The organism is Segatella oulorum F0390, from assembly GCF_000224615.1.
Taxonomy (GTDB): Bacteria; Bacteroidota; Bacteroidia; order Bacteroidales; family Bacteroidaceae; genus Prevotella; species Prevotella oulorum.
This window is the reverse complement of the sequence record NZ_JH114215.1, coordinates 347,044-364,317: the sequence shown is the minus strand read 5'-3', so window position 1 is coordinate 364,317 and position 17,274 is coordinate 347,044. Positions and strand designations below refer to the sequence as shown.

General features: G+C 48.8%; 14 protein-coding genes, 1 tRNA gene and 1 other RNA gene. 2 read left to right on the top strand and 14 right to left on the bottom strand.

All coding sequences use genetic code 11. The features are described from left to right. Positions 1-84 precede the first annotated feature (84 nt). The 5 genes from HMPREF9431_RS01525 to HMPREF9431_RS01505 are packed head-to-tail and all read right to left on the bottom strand — an operon-like array spanning position 85 to position 6,255. Positions 85-561, bottom strand: coding sequence for a DUF4112 domain-containing protein (locus HMPREF9431_RS01525; RefSeq protein ID WP_004379302.1), 477 nt, complete (start codon positions 559-561; stop codon positions 85-87). Next, complete coding sequence (locus tag HMPREF9431_RS01520) at positions 545-1,288, bottom strand: hypothetical protein (RefSeq protein WP_004379301.1); 744 nt, start codon at positions 1,286-1,288, stop codon at positions 545-547. Before HMPREF9431_RS01520 ends, HMPREF9431_RS01525 begins: the two co-directional genes overlap by 17 nt. Further along, entirely contained in the window at positions 1,272-2,294 is a 1,023-nt protein-coding gene (gene queG / locus HMPREF9431_RS01515) for a tRNA epoxyqueuosine(34) reductase QueG (RefSeq protein ID WP_004379300.1), read from the bottom strand. The genes HMPREF9431_RS01520 and queG overlap by 17 nt, the downstream gene beginning before the upstream one ends. Beyond that, the gene (locus tag HMPREF9431_RS01510) at positions 2,272-2,883 is read right to left on the bottom strand and encodes a polysaccharide deacetylase family protein (RefSeq protein WP_004379299.1); all 612 of its coding nucleotides are present in this window, start codon (positions 2,881-2,883) and stop codon (positions 2,272-2,274) included. Before HMPREF9431_RS01510 ends, queG begins: the two co-directional genes overlap by 23 nt. Positions 2,884-2,898: 15 nt before the next feature. Then, positions 2,899-6,255 carry a protein O-mannosyl-transferase family gene (locus HMPREF9431_RS01505; RefSeq protein WP_004379298.1) on the bottom strand — a complete coding sequence of 1,119 codons (3,357 nt, stop codon included), beginning with the start codon at positions 6,253-6,255 and terminating at the stop codon, positions 2,899-2,901. 34 nt (positions 6,256-6,289) lie between these two features. On the opposite strand from HMPREF9431_RS01505, the gene HMPREF9431_RS12695 reads away from it, so the two are divergent. Then, a complete protein-coding gene (locus HMPREF9431_RS12695; protein ID WP_155812907.1) occupies positions 6,290-6,754 on the top strand; it encodes a hypothetical protein in 465 nt (154 codons plus the stop codon). A 125-nt stretch (positions 6,755-6,879) separates the two neighbouring features. Here HMPREF9431_RS12695 and HMPREF9431_RS12690 read toward each other — a convergent pair. Continuing rightward, positions 6,880-6,950, bottom strand: a tRNA-Cys gene (locus HMPREF9431_RS12690). Positions 6,951-7,008: 58 nt separating this feature from the next. Next, entirely contained in the window at positions 7,009-7,170 is a 162-nt protein-coding gene (locus HMPREF9431_RS12685) for a hypothetical protein (protein ID WP_004379296.1), read from the bottom strand. A 315-nt stretch (positions 7,171-7,485) separates the two neighbouring features. Between HMPREF9431_RS12685 and rnpB the strand changes: the two genes are divergently transcribed. Further along, positions 7,486-7,888: RNase P RNA component class A (rnpB, locus tag HMPREF9431_RS11970), an RNA gene on the top strand. A gap of 5 nt (positions 7,889-7,893) precedes the next feature. On the opposite strand, the gene HMPREF9431_RS01500 is transcribed toward rnpB, so the two are convergent. The 7 genes from HMPREF9431_RS01500 to HMPREF9431_RS01470 all read right to left on the bottom strand — a co-directional run bounded on the left by HMPREF9431_RS01500 (position 7,894) and on the right by HMPREF9431_RS01470 (position 16,649). Continuing rightward, complete coding sequence (locus HMPREF9431_RS01500; protein ID WP_004379295.1) at positions 7,894-9,225, bottom strand: class I adenylate-forming enzyme family protein; 1,332 nt, start codon at positions 9,223-9,225, stop codon at positions 7,894-7,896. Between the two features lie 11 nt (positions 9,226-9,236). Next, positions 9,237-10,007: an NAD(+) diphosphatase gene (gene nudC, locus HMPREF9431_RS01495; protein WP_004379294.1), complete on the bottom strand. Its 771-nt coding sequence runs from the start codon at positions 10,005-10,007 to the stop codon at positions 9,237-9,239. Further along, complete coding sequence (locus tag HMPREF9431_RS01490) at positions 10,007-11,800, bottom strand: bifunctional metallophosphatase/5'-nucleotidase (RefSeq protein ID WP_004379293.1); 1,794 nt, start codon at positions 11,798-11,800, stop codon at positions 10,007-10,009. The genes nudC and HMPREF9431_RS01490 overlap by 1 nt, the downstream gene beginning before the upstream one ends. A gap of 155 nt (positions 11,801-11,955) precedes the next feature. Then, positions 11,956-12,087, bottom strand: coding sequence for a hypothetical protein (locus HMPREF9431_RS13340; protein ID WP_004379292.1), 132 nt, complete (start codon positions 12,085-12,087; stop codon positions 11,956-11,958). Between the two features lie 10 nt (positions 12,088-12,097). After that, positions 12,098-13,519, bottom strand: a complete 1,422-nt coding sequence (locus HMPREF9431_RS01480; protein WP_004379291.1) for a DUF4270 domain-containing protein — start codon at positions 13,517-13,519, stop codon at positions 12,098-12,100. Positions 13,520-13,532: 13 nt separating this feature from the next. After that, positions 13,533-14,348 (bottom strand): glycogen/starch synthase, encoded by an 816-nt coding sequence (locus HMPREF9431_RS01475; protein ID WP_004379290.1) that lies wholly within the window; start codon positions 14,346-14,348, stop codon positions 13,533-13,535. A 96-nt stretch (positions 14,349-14,444) separates the two neighbouring features. After that, the gene (locus tag HMPREF9431_RS01470) at positions 14,445-16,649 is read right to left on the bottom strand and encodes a S9 family peptidase (protein ID WP_040561022.1); all 2,205 of its coding nucleotides are present in this window, start codon (positions 16,647-16,649) and stop codon (positions 14,445-14,447) included. Positions 16,650-17,274 lie beyond the last annotated feature (625 nt).

Here is a 17,274-nt window from a genome sequence, read left to right as displayed (position 1 = left end):
CTGCTGTAGATTGTGGCACGATTTGCGTTACTTTTCTATGCGATGTGGTAGCGATTGCTGCGCTTGCTGTTCGGCTTTGCATTTTTAAGTAAAAAGCAGTGAGCCCAATTTGGCTACCATCCAAGCCAAAAGAGCCACTAACAAGATGATGAGTAGCATGAGCAAAACGAGCGTAAATGCAGCCTGTCGCGCTTTGGTGTTCACTTGATGCATGATGATGGGATCGTCGTTGAGGAAGCCATCGATGAGCGCCATATTCTTTTTGTTGGAGCGATAGAGAAAGTCTATCACGTTGCCGATATAAAAAGGTAGCAGCCCCAAGAGCACATCGCGCAGCATGTTGTTGAGCAAAGCCAGCGTGAGGGGAATAGAACGCAGTTTGAATGCCCCGAAGAAGATGTGGGCAAGAGCAAAGAATGCGGCCACGAAATCACCTATTCCTCCAGGGATAAGCCCCAGGATTGCATCTAATTGATAGGTGTCTGTGAGACGTGTGAGCGTTACAATCTGTTGGTAAAGTCGACTCTTTTTGAGCGCTTCTTTCTCAGTTGGCTTGGTCATCAAATGCGATAATATGATCTTCGGTTGCTAATTCCCGATACATTTCAGTCATGGCGTTATACGTAACGTTCATGTTAGTCTCGTTTCCGCATGCCATTTTAAAGAGTTCATAGAGGTCGGTGGGGGGTTCTTTTGTTTGCACCTCCCCACGAATGACGTGCAGGTTGGTAAGAATAAGTTTGTAGATTGAGGCCTGGTCGAGGCTGGACTTCTGTGGATTAGCCAATCGAAGTGCCTTGACATAGGTCTTCATGATGAGCCTCACCAAGAGATGAATAGCGGTGGGTTCATCGATGAATGCGAGCCGAATGCCCTTGTGCTGTGTGCAACTGCTGTCTTCAGTGTTTAAATTACCTTGCAAGATTAAAGCAAAATTGCGCTGATATTCGCTGATAACGACCTCGTAAAGTTTTTGTGTTCTACAAACAAGCTTTAGATATTGTTTGGCATCGGGAGCTTGATGTTGAAATGTGTTGCGCAACTTCTCGGCCAAGGTCTCTGCATCTTTATAGGTGAGTTTTGCCAATACCGGCGCCACAAGTTCTATGAACACAGGATTGAGGTGCGGGTAGAAAACAAGCATTTGCGCTTTCACTTGTTGAGGCGTATATTGTTTCTTTTTGTTGTTATCCGTTGCTTTCCCATCGAGGATGCCTGTTGCGAAGGCTTCGAAAAAGGCTTTCACGTAGGAAAAAGCCGCTTGATAGCAGTTAATCTTCTGTGTCATGTTCCCTCCTTTTTGGGGGTAAAGATAGCTTATTTTTTTGTGATGCGCAAGCGGCTGCCTTGATATTTCGCATGAGGCCTTGATATTTCGCTCTTTTCACGGCACTTCCTTTGAAGAGTTTACGATATTCTTCTTCGGTCAAATTTTGCCATTGCTCTTGCGTCATAGCCAGCAGTTCGGGGCGTGGTTGCAGTTCGGGTGTGTTGTTAGGTGTGGCAAATCGATTCCACGGGCAGGCTTTTAAACATTCATCGCAACCATAAATCGTGTTGCCTAATGCGGCTGAAAAGGGCGCTGCAATATCAGAACGATTTTCAATGGTCTGGTAGGAAAGGCAGCGAAAGGCATCTATTTCGTTGTCAGATGTGATGGCTTTCGTGGGACAGGCTTGCAGGCATTTGGTGCATTTTCCACATCGATTTTTAGCCGGTTCATCGTAGATGAGGGGCTGGTCGACGAGTATCTCGCCCAAGAAAAACATGCTTCCTGCATGCGGAATAATCAGTTGATGATTTTTTCCTATCCAACCTAAACCTGCGCGTTCTGCCCAATAGCGTTCTAAAATGGGGCCAGAATCAACGAAGATGCGACAGCGTTTCGCTTGCGGATTTTGACTGATGAGGTCGTCTTCAAAACCACAACTCGCTGCCAGTTGGCGCAGTTTGTGTTTCATAATATCGTGATAGTCTTGCCCCAGGGCATAGTTCGCAATGTGATATTCATGTGGGGCGAAGGCTTGTTTAGGGGCATAGTTCAGTGCCACGCAGATGATACTCTGCGCATTTTTGAGCAACAACCGCGGATCAAGCCGCTTGTCAGTGTTGTTGTTCATGTAGTCCATGCCCGCGAACTTCTCATCATCGAGCCAGCGTTTCAAGTGTGCGGCTGTCTCTTCGTCTACCGGTCTTGCTTGCGCTATGCCACAAGCAAAAAAGCCGAGGCGTTGTGCTTCGGCTTTGATGTGTAGGGTTAGGGCTTCTATGTCATTCGAATGTTTTAAATTCATAACCTTCTTTGATGAGCCATTCGATGGCTTGTGGGAGTGCAGTTTTCAGTTTGTCGATGCTCTTGAGCGAGTCGTGAAAGGTGATGATAGAGCCGTTTCGGGCGTACTTTTTCACATTGTCGACAACATCTTTTGCCTTCATCCATTTAGAATAATCACGTGTAACAAGGTCCCACATGATAATCCTATATTTCCGTTTGAGCCACCAATAGGCGGTGTAACGCATCCAGCCGTGAGGCGGACGGAATAGGTGTGAGTGGATGAGCTCGTTGGCCTTTTCGGTGTTGATGGCATAGGTGATGACCCAATGTTTGAAAGCACCGATGTGATTAAAAGTGTGATTGCCCACCTGATGCCCATCCGCAACAATCTGATTGTAGAGATCGTGATAGCGCAACACATTCTCACCCACCATAAAGAACGTGGCTCTCACGTTGTAGCGGCGAAGCGTTTCAAGAATAAAGGGTGTCGACCCGGGGATGGGACCATCGTCGAACGTGAGATAAACTGCATGCTCGCTTTTGTCCATTCTCCAAGTCGCACTGGGATAAAGCCAGCGCAACCATTTTGCAGGTTGTTCTATAAACATGGTTGCGCTGTGTTTTTATTTTCCTTTCTGTATGGGCACATAGCCGCCTTTCTCGCGATAATTGACGAATTTATTTTGGAAAATCTTCTCGGTCTTTTTCGCTAACGTCTGGCTGATGAGCGGTGCAATTTTGCTGCATTCCTGCATGATGGTGAACTCACGCAGACAATCGCTCATCGATATGTCGAAGTTGTTGCCCGACAAGGCAAGATAGAAGTCCACATATTGCTCGCTGTTCTTCCACACAGCATTGAAGAGTTGCTCGGCCTTTTGCTGCTGTCCTAAGATGGCATAGCACTCGGCCAAGTCAAGGCTTCCACTAACATAGTTGTGCGGAATATTGTAGGCCGGGAGCACTTCGAGACATTTATCGAGCACTTTCTTCGCCTTGTCGTATTTGCCTTCCTTGATGAGTTCCTGTGCTAATTGCGCAAACAGCCTGCGATGGGTGTAGCACATACGCATGACGGTTTCATCCACATAAAGGCCTTTCTTCTGCAAACCGCCAAACTTATAGCGCGTCATCACATTGCGATAAGTTTTTTCGGTGTCGAAGTTCTTGGCACTTCCATTCTTGCCATTGTTGGTAGTCGTGAAGGGCGTGATGCGGTTGGCCAAACCTTCTTGCACGAAGTTGTTGCCCAAATTCATGTAGCTGCTGGCGCCAACGGTGAGTGCCACATAGACAGGACGTGTCCAGTTGCTGCGTGAAATGATTTCGAGCATCATCAAATCATTTTTGTAAAGGGCATTCTTTCCCGAGAGCGAAATCACCATTTGATTGGGTATCGAGTCGGAAGCCAACATCATGCCGCTCTTCTTCACAGCCGCTTTGTCGATGGTTACATACACCGTGTCGGTGGGAATGACGTGCATGTTGGCATCTTTTGCGCGCACCCAATATTTCATGATGTTCTTCAATTCAAACGGGTTGTCGCCAAATTGTGCCTTCGCCTCTGCAGGATGGTCTTTGTAGAACGAAAGAATTTGCTGCTTCAATTCGGGCTGCACGGTGATATAGTCGTTCGTTCCTGCACAGAAATCCAAGCGTGGCCAGCTGATAGGCAAGCTGGGCGAGTTGTAGGCCGGACGCTTCATTTGGTCAATATACCAGTCGGTGGCCAAATAGCTCAGGTTGCACACACGTGCATCGCGCCGCACGCCCTCGACTTCTTGGTTGTACCAAAGCGGAAATGTGTCGTTGTCGCCGTTGGTAAAGATAATGGGATAGCCTTTATCCTGCAGGGTCATGAGATAGTTTTGCCCGAAATCGCGGCAAGTATAACGTCCGCTGCGGTCGTGGTCATCCCATGTTTGGCTGGCCATTTGAATGGGCACTAAAAGTGCAAGCACAGAAAGCCCCGCTGCAACCGGTGTGCCTTTCACATGCAGATAGCGCTTGGCAAGGTCGTAGAGTGCTGCAACGCCCAAGCCGCACCAAATGGCAAAAGCATAGAACGAGCCGGCGTAGGCATAGTCGCGTTCGCGCGGCTGCAGCGGCGTTTGGTTCAGATAGATGACAATGGCAAGGCCGGTCATGAAGAACAAGAAGAACACCACCCAGAATTGTCGGATGCCACGCTTGCCTTTGAACGCCTGCCAAAGCAATCCGATGACGCCGAGCAGCAACGGCAAGCAATAGAACACGTTGTGTCCCTTGTTATTTTTCAGCTCATCGGGCATCTTACTTTGGTCGCCCAACCGCAAGTTGTCGATGAAGGAAATGCCCGTAATCCAGTTGCCATGCTCCAGTTCGCCGTTACCTTGAATGTCGTTCTGTCGGCCCGCGAAGTTCCACATGAAATAGCGCCAATACATGAAATTGCATTGGTAAGTGAGGAAGAAACGCAAGTTCTCTAATTGGGTGGGCATCTTCACGCTCACCGTTTCGCCGCATCGATCATAGCTCACATTGTGCCCATCGACACCGCCCATCCAGTCTTCATAGGCTTGAACGTGGTCGGGATCATTGTCATACATGCGCGGGAAGAGCATGTTCTGCGCATATTTGTAGCTGTTTTTGTGGCTCACGACAAAGTAAGAATCCTTTTCATTGGTGCTGGCTTTTTCTTTCCGTCCATAGATGGGCGCGCCCTCATTCATATCGGGAAGGCAGCGGTCGCCATTCACTTTTAAAGCCACTTGCGAAGTGTAGGCTTGTCCATAGAGCAGCGGGCGGTCGCCATATTGGTCGCGGCTCAGATAGCTGCCCAAGGTAAAAATGTCCTCGGGCGAATTCTGATCCATCGGCGGATTGGCCGTGGAGCGAATCACGATGACGGCATACGATGAATAACCAATCATGATCATGAGCAGGCAGAGCAACGAGGTGTTCTTGATGCGTGCGGTGACCAAGTTCACCTTTTTGCCATCCACCACATGCTGATAGTTGAGCACAAACCACAGTGCGGCCAACACTACAATGCCAATGCAAACGGCCGACCAGCCATAGCCATAGAACGGAATGCCCAGCATGCCCACAGCGGCCACGAACGAGATGTTGCTGCGCCGGTTGCTCTTGTTGGTATAGCTTTCGTAGATGGCCCACAGCACGATGCCCACCAACAGGATGATGTAGATGATTTCGCCCGTGTTGAAGGGGCAGCCCAGCGTGTTGACGAAGAACAACTCAAACCATCCGCCCACGGTGATGATGCCCGGCACGATGCCATAGAGCACGCCGGCCACAATAACGAAAGAAACTGCCAGGGCGATGAGCGAGCCTTTGAGCTCGATGTTGGGGAATTTGCGATAGCAGAACACCAGCACGATGGCCGGAATGCAAAGCAGGTTCAACAGATGCACGCCGATGCTCAAGCCCGTCATATAGGTGATGAGGATGAGCCAGCGGTCGCTGTGAGGCTCGTCGGCATGGTCTTCCCATTTCAGAATGAGCCAGAACACAATCGCGGTGAAGGCCGAAGAATAGGCATACACCTCGCCTTCGACGGCCGAGAACCAAAAGGTGTCGCTGAAGGTGTAGATCAACGCGCCCACTAAGCCCGATGCTTCAATGATGATCCATTTTGCGAGGGTCAGTTGGCTCCAATCTTTCAAGATGAGCTTGCGCGTCAAGTGGGTGATGCTCCAAAAGAGGAACATGATGGTGGTGGCACTCAGCAGCGCGCTCATCGTGTTGACCATGCGTGCCACATCCGACGGATTGCTCACAAATTGCGAAAAGAGATTGGCCGTGAGCATGAAGAAAGGTGCCCCGGGAGGGTGCCCTATTTCGAGTTTATAACCTGTGGTGATGAATTCCGGACAGTCCCAAAAGCTGGCTGTCGGCTCAATGGTCGAACAATACACGATGGCGGCAATCAAGAATGCGAGCCAACCCAGCGCATTGTCCACTAATCTGTAGTGTCTCATTTATTTTAATTAAAATATTTCCGTTTCTGAAACTATGGCTGCAAAGGTAATACATTTCAAGAAGAATGGTTCACTTGCGCCACAGAAATTTGTTGCAGACGATGGTGGCAACAATATTTCCGCCGTTTTATCGTCACCGTGCAGCGCGGGAACAATATTTTTGCCGTTTTATCGTCACCGTGCGGCGCGGGAACAATATTTTTGTCGTTTTATCGTCACCGCGCAGCGCGGGAACGATATTCTTGCCATTTTATCGTCACCGTGCGGCGCGGGAACAATATTTTCGCGTTTTATCGTCACCGTGCAGCGCGGGAACAATATTCTTGCCATTTTATCGTCACCGTGCGGCGCGGGAACAATATTCTTGCCATTTTATCGTCACCGTGCGGCGCGGGAACGATATTTTTGCGTTTTATCGTCACCGTGCAGCGCGGAAACGATATTTTTGCCGTTTCAGTGCTTGCAGTGCTCCTGCAAATACATTCCCGAACGGTTTTGACGCTTGCAGGCCAACTACGAGCGTTCAGAAATGTGGCGAGAACCGCGCGAGGATGGCGGCGGGCCTCATGCAGAGGGGAAAATGAAAAGCAGCCATCCGAAATGGAATGACTGCTTTTTGTTTTGAGGTACCTAGCAGAGTCGAACTGCTCTACACGGTTTTGCAGACCGTTACCTAACCGATCGGCCAAGGTACCATTGTTTTTTTGTGGTTGCAAAGATAGGGCAAATAATCAATCTGACCAAATATATTGCTTATTTTTTTGATTTCTTCTTGCATTTCTCATACAATCCGCAGCCGGCACAATGATAATCTTTGCAGGCTAAATTTTGCTTGATGCTTTTGTAAATGCGCCATGCCGCATAACCGATGGCGATGATGAGAATCAGGGCAATGATGCCATATTGGATGTCCATGTTGCTACTTTTTTTCTGTCAAGATGTTGAAAAGTCACGACGTTTTCAGCAAAAATGCTGATGATAGTCGCCTTTTTCCGAGTGCAATATTCGCTATTTTTGGTGGAATGAGCAAATAAAAGTATGAAAATGATTTGCACTTTCAAAATAATTCCCTATCTTTGCTCCTGTATTTTTCATGGTATTAGATTATTAAGGTTAAAAAGTGAGATTGGTTGTCGCGAGATAACCAATCTTTTTTCATGCCCTCATCGCAAATAATCAGCAGGCTTTTGTTTTTAGCTCTTTTCTTTTTTATACCTTTGCAACGCGAAAGTAGTGCTCCAGCTTTACCGCTGATACATTCGTGTATGAGAGGAAAGTCCGGGCAGCGCAGGACGCTCCACTTCCTAATATAGAAGCTATTGGTGACAGTAGGAAATGACAGAAGAAAATAACCGCTTTTCGATGCCGCCCTCTTTTTGAAGGGGTTGCGTGCGAGGAGTAAGGGTGAGAAGGTGGTGTAAGAGACCACCAGTCGGTTGGTGACAATCGGGCTGTGTCATCTGGAGGCTGCAAGTTCATGTAAACCACAGTTTGAGGGCTGTCCGCTCGATGCGTTTCAATGCAACTGTGGAGGGTAGAATGCTCAAGCCTTGGGGTGACTCATGGCTTAGATAAATGGTAAAGCGCCATCTTTGGATGGTTACAGAACCCGGCTTATTAGGGCACTACTTTCGTTTTTCATTCTTGAAATGATTTCATGCGATAGGCCTTGCGATCGAGTTTCCCGTTGAAGGTGCGTTTGATGGCCGTCACTTCTTCGTATTGCATGGGCACTTGATAAGTTTCTAACCGTGTTTGCAGCCATTGTGCTAAGGCGCGTTTATCCAATTTTGCACCAGGTTTGCACACAACCAGCAACTTCAGTGCTGTGTCGGTGATGGGATGGGGAGTGGCAATGCAGATGCAATCAGAGACGCCGGGATGGGCAAGTGCGGCGGCTTCTACATCAGTAGGCGCCACTTTGTAGCCGCCAATATTGATGACTTCGCTGTGACGACCATCAATGAAAAGTCGGCCTTGGGCATCAATGTGCCCCAAGTCTTCGGTGAAGAGTTGCCCGTCGTGCTTCACTTTCTGCGTGGCTTCTGCATCACCGACATATTCAGTCATGAGCGTTGGCCCCGCACAGGCAATCGTGCCTTGAGGCGTTATGGAAAAAGACGCATGCTTCATCGCTCGCCCTACACAACCGGGGAAGCACTGATCTTCGTTGAAATTGTGGGTGGCGATGATGCCCGTTTCGGTAGAAGCATAGGTGTTATAAAGGCGTGTGGTGGGCAGCAGACGACACAGTTCTTCCATGTCGCAAACTTGCATGGGCGCAGCACCCGTCTCAATGAAATCGAGTTTATGGCTTATTTGTTTGAGTTGCTGCCGCGCAAGATGAATGAGCATGCGCAAATGAGCCGGCACCATGAACGTAGCAAACTTGTCGGAAGGATAATCGAAGGCGTTGAAAAAAGCATTGAGGTCATTCAAACCCTCGAGCAAATAGATGGTAGCGCCTTGCATGAAGGTGGGATAGAGTTTCGACAAGCTGCCCAAATGATTGATGGGGCCACAAATAATAAAGACGGTGTCGGCCGTATAGCCTTGCGCCGTCACTAAGTTCTCCGCATTGGCCATGATAGCTTCGTGGCTGATGAGCACTCCTTTTGCCTGACCTGTGGTGCCCGTAGTGTAGAGCACGTCTGCACTATTAGTGGGAAAACAAGTCTGTTCGAGCTGCTGTTGCAGGGCTTTTCGGATGTCGTTACCGAGGCTGTTGCTCACGGGAACAGCTACAACGCCTGCACGATGCAGGGCAAAATAGTTGATGAGAAAGTCGGGCGTTTGGCTGCTTTCAAAGAGTTGCGCCTTGTTATCAAGTGCTGTGAAAGCGGCTGCACGCCGGTTAATTGCCTCGTTGAATGCCGCATAAGTAAGTTGTTCGTGGGGTGTCGCAATCGCTATTTTATCGGGATGTGTTGCAGCGTGGCGTGCAATCAGCCTTTCAATCGTAGTTATCATGTGTTTGATGTTTAATCTTGCGTGCGCCAATGGTCAATCATCTTACGGGCAATGCTCAATTTATCGGGCACAGCAGGCAATTTCTCTTTACTGAACCATGCGCCGTGCGACAGTTCTTCCTTTTGTAAATGGATATTGCCTGCTACGTAATCGGCTTCAAATCCCACCATCAATCCGTTAGGATAAGGCCAAGGCTGGCTACCAAAATAGCGCAAATTGGTGATGGTTATGCCCGTTTCTTCGGCCACTTCACGGTGCACTGCCTCTTCGAGTGTTTCGCCAGTCTCAACGAAACCTGCCACCAAACCATAGTAATCGCCCTTAAAGTTGCGTGCATGGACGAGCAAAGCCTCATTGCCTTTATGCACCAAAACGATGATGGCAGGACTTAGGGCGGGCCAAATCTCTCGGCCACATTGCGGGCAGCGCTTGCTGATGGGCGTATGCATGCGTAGCGGCGTGCCGCAAGTGCCACAATATTGCGTGTTGCTATCCCAATAAATCAGCTCGCGACATTTCCCGGCTTTGAGATAGTGCTCGCGCGGAAGCAGATGGAAACTTTTTCGCAAGTCAATCCATTCGAATGCAGTATCATTGATGACAGGTGCGCTGAGAGCAAACGTTTTGATGGGTGTTCCGTCATCCATCGTCCCAACTTCCATGACAGACGAAGATTTACTAAGCCCAACCGGAGCCTCTTCACCAGCAGGAACGGCAAATTTCTCGCCTTGTTTGGCCAATAATAGCTTATCCTTATAGAATATAAACCAAAGGGGTTGCATTATTTAATGTCTTTAAGGTTGATGGCCTGCCCAAATAGAGCGAGGCTGTCGCGCTGTGCTGCAGGCTTAGTCCATGCTTCAGGAATAAATTTCCAATTATGGTTGGCTTGTGGATGAACCGTGCCCAACTTTTCGATTTCTTTCATCAGATAGTAGCGTTGATCGCGCGGACTCCGATAAACGATGCGCGTTTTGAGACTGTCTTTGGCTATACCCGCCCCCTTGGTGAGCAGTTCGCCACCACCATTTCCACGATAACTGTTGATGGCTACGTTATACCAAGCGTGCTCATCAAAAGGTTGTCCGTTACTCATACGCAGAATTTTTACCTTCTCACCATTTGGCTTTGTCACATCAACCACGTAATCGATGCCCGTCGCAGCATCAAAATTGAAGGTGAAATTCTTGAAACCTAAACGTTGTGCATCGCCCCGTGTGTTGGCTAAAAGCAACAAGTGGTCGGTGGGCGATTGCATGGTGTTGACCCATTGGTCGTAGCTCATCTCGAGATGCTTACGGATTTCTTCGCCCGTGAGTCGCATCACATAGAGTTGATTCTCATACTTATAGAGTTTGAACATATCGCCTACGCAAACAGGGCCAGCCTTGATGGTTGCATCGAATTGCAAAGGTGCGTTGAAAGCGATGTCGGCATGGGTGATTTGCAGCATGAGATTGGCGATGAAATCATTAAAGGCCGACGAGCCAAAGTAGCTGTCGCGCGTGGTGATGGTATTGGTGAAGGTGCCGATGTTGCGACTGACGAATTGTGCCACCTGTTCAAAATGCGGTGTGAAATGGGTCATATAGGCTTTGTCAATAGGCAAATCGCTCACATCAACGAGTGTTCCCGTAATAGTTTTATGGATCACACGTCCCTTTTCAAGCGTCAGTTGAACGTTGGCTTGCGCCACAGTTAATGCATTATTTGCCGGATTGATGCACAACACCTTCTTCCCAACCTTGTTGGTAAGTGTTTGGTTGTAGCGGGTATGGTCGTGGCCAAACATGACAATATCAAAGCCGGGTACTTCACGCGCCACTCTTAAACTGGCATCTTCTTGATAATCCTTTGTCGTAATTCCGCCTTCGCGACCGCTATGAAAAAGACCGATGACTACATCGGGATGCTCTTTTGCTTGCACAATCTTCATCCATTTTCGTGCCGAAGTCACCATGTCGTCGAAATGCAACCCTGCCCAAATATCTTCTGTAAGCCAGTTGGGGATGGCGGGAGTGAGCATGCCAATGATTACGATTTTCACACCGTCACGGTGTAGTATGGTGTAAGGCGAGGTGTAAGGATGCCCCGTTTTCTTGTTAATGACATTACAAGCCAACACGGGACATTTTACCTCTTTCATCCATTTGTCATACACTTCGTGTCCTGGTTCGATGTCATGGTTGCCAATGGTTTCGGCATCATAACGCATATAGTTGATAACTTCTGCAGCGATGTTAGGCTTTTTCGTTGCCACAAAGTTGTAGTAATAGCTTGTAGGTTGGCCTTGCAAAATATCGCCATTGTCGAGCAAGATGACATTTTTCCCCATCTGTTGGCGCAACTGATTTACGTAGAAACTGATGCGTGCCATCGAACCTTTTCGTGCAGCATGTTGTGCAAAGATATCGTCAATGGTTGGGGTTGCATCGTGCAAACGCGTTACTTCGTAGGGGAAGAAACTGCCATGCACATCGCTGGTCTCCAGAATACTGAGGTTGATGACTTTCTTTTGTGCTATTGCAGGTAGGGCAATGCAGACAGACAGGAATAGGATTGTGAGTTGTTTCATTGTGATGAGTGAATAAAATGGATGAGTTTGTTGCGTAATATCTTCTGAATTGTGATATAATTTGCAGTGTTTTATGTTGAAATATCGCAAGATTACAATAGATTAGAAAAGGGTGCATCTCGCTTTGTGATACACCCTTTTCATATTTTAATCTTTTATAGAGCCTCGTCTTCGGGTGGTTGAGGAGCAACTCGCTTGAACTTTGTGAGATGCTTTTTGTTTTTCAACCAGGCCGCCTTACGCGCTTCGTAATCTTGCCGTTGACGTTCTAAAAAGTTATCAGCCATGCTGTCACCCTTATTTAAAACGGCTATAAATCACAGTGATGCGTAGCGGCGTAGTGCCACCGACTAATTTCGTGCTACGAATGTTAAGATCATTGTAGACACCCGTAATCAGCAAGTTGTTGTAACCATTTTCTTGCACTTGCATTGTAGTAGTCGTTACGGGAATGATGACCACCTTGTTCCAATGGGGCGATGTGCTACCTTTTTGGCGTTTGGTATACATGCTACGCACCAAAGAACCAATGTTGCTGAAAGTGTAGCCGTTGTTGCTTAGAGTAGTTGTGAATGAATTCTTATAATCGGTTACTTGATGATGGTCGAAAAAGCTTTGCAAGCTGTCGCGTTCAACCATCAATACTTGTTGGGGAGCTTGCAGTGCATAGCCACTTGGCGATGTGTTATTGATGCGCTGCAGTGTAATCTTCGCTGCATTAATACTGTCGTTTTCGTGGCCTAACATAATATTATCGACAGGCAGCGTGAGTTCTGTCAAAATTCCGGCAGGCGTTTTCAAATAAGTGCCGGTGTTATCATTTAACAATGTGGTGAGCGTAGCCGGCTGATTGATGATTTGCGTCACTTGCTTCACCTCTTGTGTACCACCGAATGTAGCGACACCTGTACGAACTTTTCCATTCGCATTGTAGCGATAATACACTTGAAGCATGGCGTTATAAATCTTTGCTACAGCGCCGGTGCCATTTGTAATTTTGAAATAAAACCCCGGAACCACATGATTGATGAAATAGTAAGTGTTTCTGAAATATGCCGGGTGTTGATAATATTGCTGCATCAGATAGGTGCCATAATTATTATAGGTGTTCCCGTTTGCATCCTGATAAGGTTGATTAAGTTGCAGCCGAATGCTGGGTGAGTAATCTTTCTTTGCCCGCTCTGCAGCAGATACCGACTGATCCAGCAATGTGAATGTTTTTGTAGCCATGGGCACAGACATGGTGACTAAACCTGCCGTTACGGGATTAAAGGCGGTGGTATAAGTCTGATTTTGGTTGAGCGGCTGGCTCATTTCAAACATACTCACACGCAATGGTGCCAAGCTGTCGCCTACGCCATTTTCATAAAATAGACGCAATTCACACGAGTCTGCAACAATCGTTCCGCCAACTTTCGATGCAATCTTATCGATTGTGGGCAACGAAAAGTTTTCTAAGGTTGCAAACTGGGTCATGAAGTTGGCCGTGATGGGCGCATTGGTTTCGGGGTCGGTGAACTGCCCTAAGTAGCCATTGGCATTGCGAGCAATCGAAGGACCAGCTGCCACAGACTGCGAATGGACAACAAACGAGTCGGTACTGACGCTGAGAATGTCGCTTCCATCGGTAATGTCAAGGCCCATGTTGCCTGTATTGTCGTCGCAAGCTATAAAAGCCATGGCAACGCACAGCCCCGTTACAATATTTCTAAATTTCATTTGCGGATCTTGTTTATTCTTCAGTGGTGGGATAAATTTTCTCGTAGAATGCAGCGTAGGCATCCATAAAATCGTCGCCGGGGAAGTTGAGCAAAGGAACTTTTTTATTGGAAGTATGCGCTAATAGCTCGGGAGCAACGCCCCTATTCGCTTCAATGATACCATCACTATAGTCGATAGCCAATTTGCCTAATTCCAAATAATCAAATTTGTCGTTGTAGCCTTTCATGAATTTGCTTTTCGCCTCCTTGTAAACAACGCTCGATTTAAATTTCTTTCCGAGATCGCTCTTGGGTTGTTCGCTGAAGAGCGAGGTTACCACTTTTGCATGTGCAAAGGTGGGTTCCTCACGATAGGCTGTTTTAAGATAGAACGGAATAACGGCGCTCATCCATCCTTGACAATGAATAATATCTGGCGTCCAACGCAATTTCTTCACTGTCTCGAGCACGCCGCGCGCAAAGAAAATTGCGCGTTCGCCATTGTCTTCATATTCGTCTCCGTGCTCGTCTACAGTCATTTGGCGGTGGGTGAAATAATCATCATTATCAATGAAATAAACTTGTATGCGCGATTGCGGAATCGACGCCACCTTAATAATCAGCGTATGATCGGTGTCGTCGATGATGAGATTCATGCCTGAAAGGCGAATGACCTCGTGCAACTGTCCGCGGCGCTCATTGATGTTGCCCCATTTCGGCATAAAAGTTCTGATTTCCAAACCAGCTTCTTGTGCTTTCTGTGGCAGGTTGAGCCCCATGGTCGACAGCAAAGTCTCGGGCACATACGGTGTAATCTCTTGATTGATAAATAATACTTTTTTTGCCATTACTTTCAAATTTGAATGCCGCAAAGGTACGAAAAAAAAGTGTAAAGCAGCCTAAAAAGGGCTATCTTTCAAGTTTTTAAACCCTATTTAGCAGCTTTATTTGAGCTGTTCGGCAAACCAGTTGGCAATTTGGCGCAAGAGATGTGTGCGTGTGTTGCCGCCGTAAATGCTATGGTTGCGGTTGGTGTAGAGGTTCTCCTTGAAGTCCTTGTCGGCCTGCACCAACGCCTCGGCATATTCGGCTGCGTTTTGAAAATGCACATTGTCGTCGGCTAATCCGTGGCAGAGCAACAAAGCGCCGTGAAGTTTGTCGGCACGCGTGATGGGATTGGTGGCATAGCCCGACGGATTTTCCTGCGGCGTGCGCATGTAACGTTCGGTGTAGATGGTGTCGTAGAAGCGCCAGTTGGTGGGAGCAGCCACGGCTACACCGGCTTTAAACACACCGCGGCCTTCGCTCATGCTCATCAGCGTGTTGAAACCACCGAAGCTCCAGCCCCAAATGCCGATGCGACCAGCATCCACATAGGACTGCTTGGCCAACCACAGCGCAGTTTCCACTTGGTCGCGCGACTCCAATTGCCCCAAGTTCAGATAGGTGGCTTTTTCGAAAGCTGCACCGCGCCCGCCCGTTCCGCGACCGTCGACGCACACGACGATGAACCCCTGCTGTGCCAAGTAGGCATCGTAGAGGCCGCCGTTGCCCATCGAACCAGCCGACCACGCATTGATGACTTGCTGGCTGCCCGGACCGCTATATTGAAACAGAATGACAGGATATTTCTTGCCGGGATTGAAGTTGGCGGGCTTCATCATCCAGCCATCCAATTTCACTTGCTCCGACGTGGTGAATGAGAACGCTTCGCGCTGGGGCAACTGATAGGGCGCGAGCTTTTGGCGCAGCGCCGCATTGTCCTCAAGGGTAGAGAGCAGATTGCCGTTGCGGTCGCGCACGGTGAAGACGTAGGGCGTGTGATAATCGCTCCACGTGTTGACGAAATATTGGAAATCGCCCGAGAAGACGGCCGTGTTCCACCCTTCGGTCTGCGTGAGCCGCGTTGTCTTTCCGTTTTTGTGGCTCACGAAAATCTGCCGGTCGTGGGGGCTTAAGGCCGCCGCCTGATAATAGATGTTGCCCGTGGTTTCGTCGTAACCATAGACCTTGGTGATGTCGTAGTTGCCGTCGGCCACCGTGCGCACGAGGCTGCCGTTCATGTTGTAGAGATAAAGGTGCATGTAGCCGTCGCGGTCGCTGGGCAGCAGCAACGTCGATTGTCCCACCTGCATCTCTTCCATCACCTCTTCCTTGATATATTTTTCGCTCTTCTCGCGGATGATGAGCTGCGCCAGCGAGGTGCGCGGATTGGCCGCATAGAGATTGAGTTCGTTTTGATGGCGATTCATGGTGAGCACCAACACCTTCGACGGGTCGGCCAGCGTTTTGATGCGCGGAATGTAGCCATCGGCGGGCAGCGGCACGTTGATTTGAAGTGTTTTGTGGGACTGAATGTCATAGCTCCACACCGACACTTTCGCGTTCTCCTCGCCCGCTTTGGGATATTTATAGGTGTAGAAATGCGGATAAACGGCGTTTTCGCTCAACGCGGGATGGCTGCCCATGAACATCTGCAGCGCATATTCCTTCACGTTGCGCTCGTCGTATTTCACCCAGCACAGCATGGTGCCATCGGCCGTGAAGCAAAGCGACTTGTTGGTCGAGAATTCCTCCTCGTTCACCCAGTCGGGGATGCCGTTGATGATGGCATTCTCGCGGCCGTCGGTGGTGACTTGGCTCTCGGCGTTGTCGTAGAGCAGTTTCACGAGAAAGATGTTGCCGCCGCGCACAAAGGCCACCTGATTGCCATCGGGCGACCACGTGGGCACCTGCTGCGGTCCGCCTGTGGAGAGGCGCTCGAGCTTGTTGCTTTGGATGTTGAAAAGATAATATTCGGCGGTGAACGAACGGCGGTAGCGGCGTTGCGTCTGCGTCTGAATGAGCAGCCGTCGGCCGTCGGGCGAAGGAATGTAGCCGTCGATTTGCGCAATTTGCTCGCCCTGCGTGTGGCCTACGTCGATGAGCGTGCGCGTGGGCTTGCCCGTTTTAAACGCATATTCCACGATGCGCTTGCCGTCGCTCGAGATGCTGGCATAGCGGTCGGTGCCTTGCATGGGGCGCATGCCCGCGATGATTTTTGGAGTGAATGTCTGTCCGGTCACGTCGTTGAGCGTGAGTTTTTGAGCAGCTTGCAGCGGCGCTACCGAAACGAGCGCGGCCAAGCATAGCGCATAGAACTTCTTCATATTTAATAATGTAATAAGATGGTTGATGTGGAGCAAAGTTAATAAAAACTCGCGAAACGCCGATGCGCCACGGCCTTTTTTGTCGTCAGTATCGAAATTCCGTATGGAGATTTGAGCCATCGCCCCTCCCGCGGCATGAAAAATTTCATTTTTCGTGCAAACGACCCTCTGCGGTGCAGAAAACGGCCATCGTTTTTTGACATGCAACCCTGCGGTGCAGAAAAAATCCATTATTTTGGGACATGCAACCCTGCGGCGCAGAAAAAATCCATTATTTTGGGACTTGCAACCCTGCAGCGCAGAAAAAATCCATTATTTTGGGACATGCAACCCTGCAGCGCAGAAAAAATCCATTATTTTGGGACATGCAACCCTGCAGCGACAGAAAAATCCATTATTTTGGGACGTGCAACCCTGCGGCGCAGAAAAATCCATTATTTTGGGACGTGCAACCCTGCGGCGCAGAAAAAATCCATTATTTGGGACGTGCAACCCTGCGGCGCAGAAAAATCCATTATTTTTGACGTCCCGACCTGCGGCACCATCACAAAAACGGATTTCAACAGCCATCAAACATGCGCAAAGGCAGGGANAGGGCTAAGGCTCGTCGGCGAAAAAAATGCCG

What these genes read in the sequence shown, in the direction of transcription:
- HMPREF9431_RS01525 (WP_004379302.1), bottom strand. Translation starts at nt 561, where the DNA reads ATGACCAAGCCAACTGAGAAAGAAGCGCTCAAAAAGAGTCGACTTTAC.
- HMPREF9431_RS01520 (WP_004379301.1), bottom strand. Translation starts at nt 1,288, where the DNA reads ATGACACAGAAGATTAACTGCTATCAAGCGGCTTTTTCCTACGTGAAA.
- queG (WP_004379300.1), bottom strand. Translation starts at nt 2,294, where the DNA reads ATGAATTTAAAACATTCGAATGACATAGAAGCCCTAACCCTACACATC.
- HMPREF9431_RS01510 (WP_004379299.1), bottom strand. Translation starts at nt 2,883, where the DNA reads ATGTTTATAGAACAACCTGCAAAATGGTTGCGCTGGCTTTATCCCAGT.
- HMPREF9431_RS01505 (WP_004379298.1), bottom strand. Translation starts at nt 6,255, where the DNA reads ATGAGACACTACAGATTAGTGGACAATGCGCTGGGTTGGCTCGCATTC.
- HMPREF9431_RS12695 (WP_155812907.1), top strand. Translation starts at nt 6,290, where the DNA reads ATGGCTGCAAAGGTAATACATTTCAAGAAGAATGGTTCACTTGCGCCA.
- HMPREF9431_RS12685 (WP_004379296.1), bottom strand. Translation starts at nt 7,170, where the DNA reads ATGGACATCCAATATGGCATCATTGCCCTGATTCTCATCATCGCCATC.
- HMPREF9431_RS01500 (WP_004379295.1), bottom strand. Translation starts at nt 9,225, where the DNA reads ATGATAACTACGATTGAAAGGCTGATTGCACGCCACGCTGCAACACAT.
- nudC (WP_004379294.1), bottom strand. Translation starts at nt 10,007, where the DNA reads ATGCAACCCCTTTGGTTTATATTCTATAAGGATAAGCTATTATTGGCC.
- HMPREF9431_RS01490 (WP_004379293.1), bottom strand. Translation starts at nt 11,800, where the DNA reads ATGAAACAACTCACAATCCTATTCCTGTCTGTCTGCATTGCCCTACCT.
- HMPREF9431_RS13340 (WP_004379292.1), bottom strand. Translation starts at nt 12,087, where the DNA reads ATGGCTGATAACTTTTTAGAACGTCAACGGCAAGATTACGAAGCGCGT.
- HMPREF9431_RS01480 (WP_004379291.1), bottom strand. Translation starts at nt 13,519, where the DNA reads ATGAAATTTAGAAATATTGTAACGGGGCTGTGCGTTGCCATGGCTTTT.
- HMPREF9431_RS01475 (WP_004379290.1), bottom strand. Translation starts at nt 14,348, where the DNA reads ATGGCAAAAAAAGTATTATTTATCAATCAAGAGATTACACCGTATGTG.
- HMPREF9431_RS01470 (WP_040561022.1), bottom strand. Translation starts at nt 16,649, where the DNA reads ATGAAGAAGTTCTATGCGCTATGCTTGGCCGCGCTCGTTTCGGTAGCG.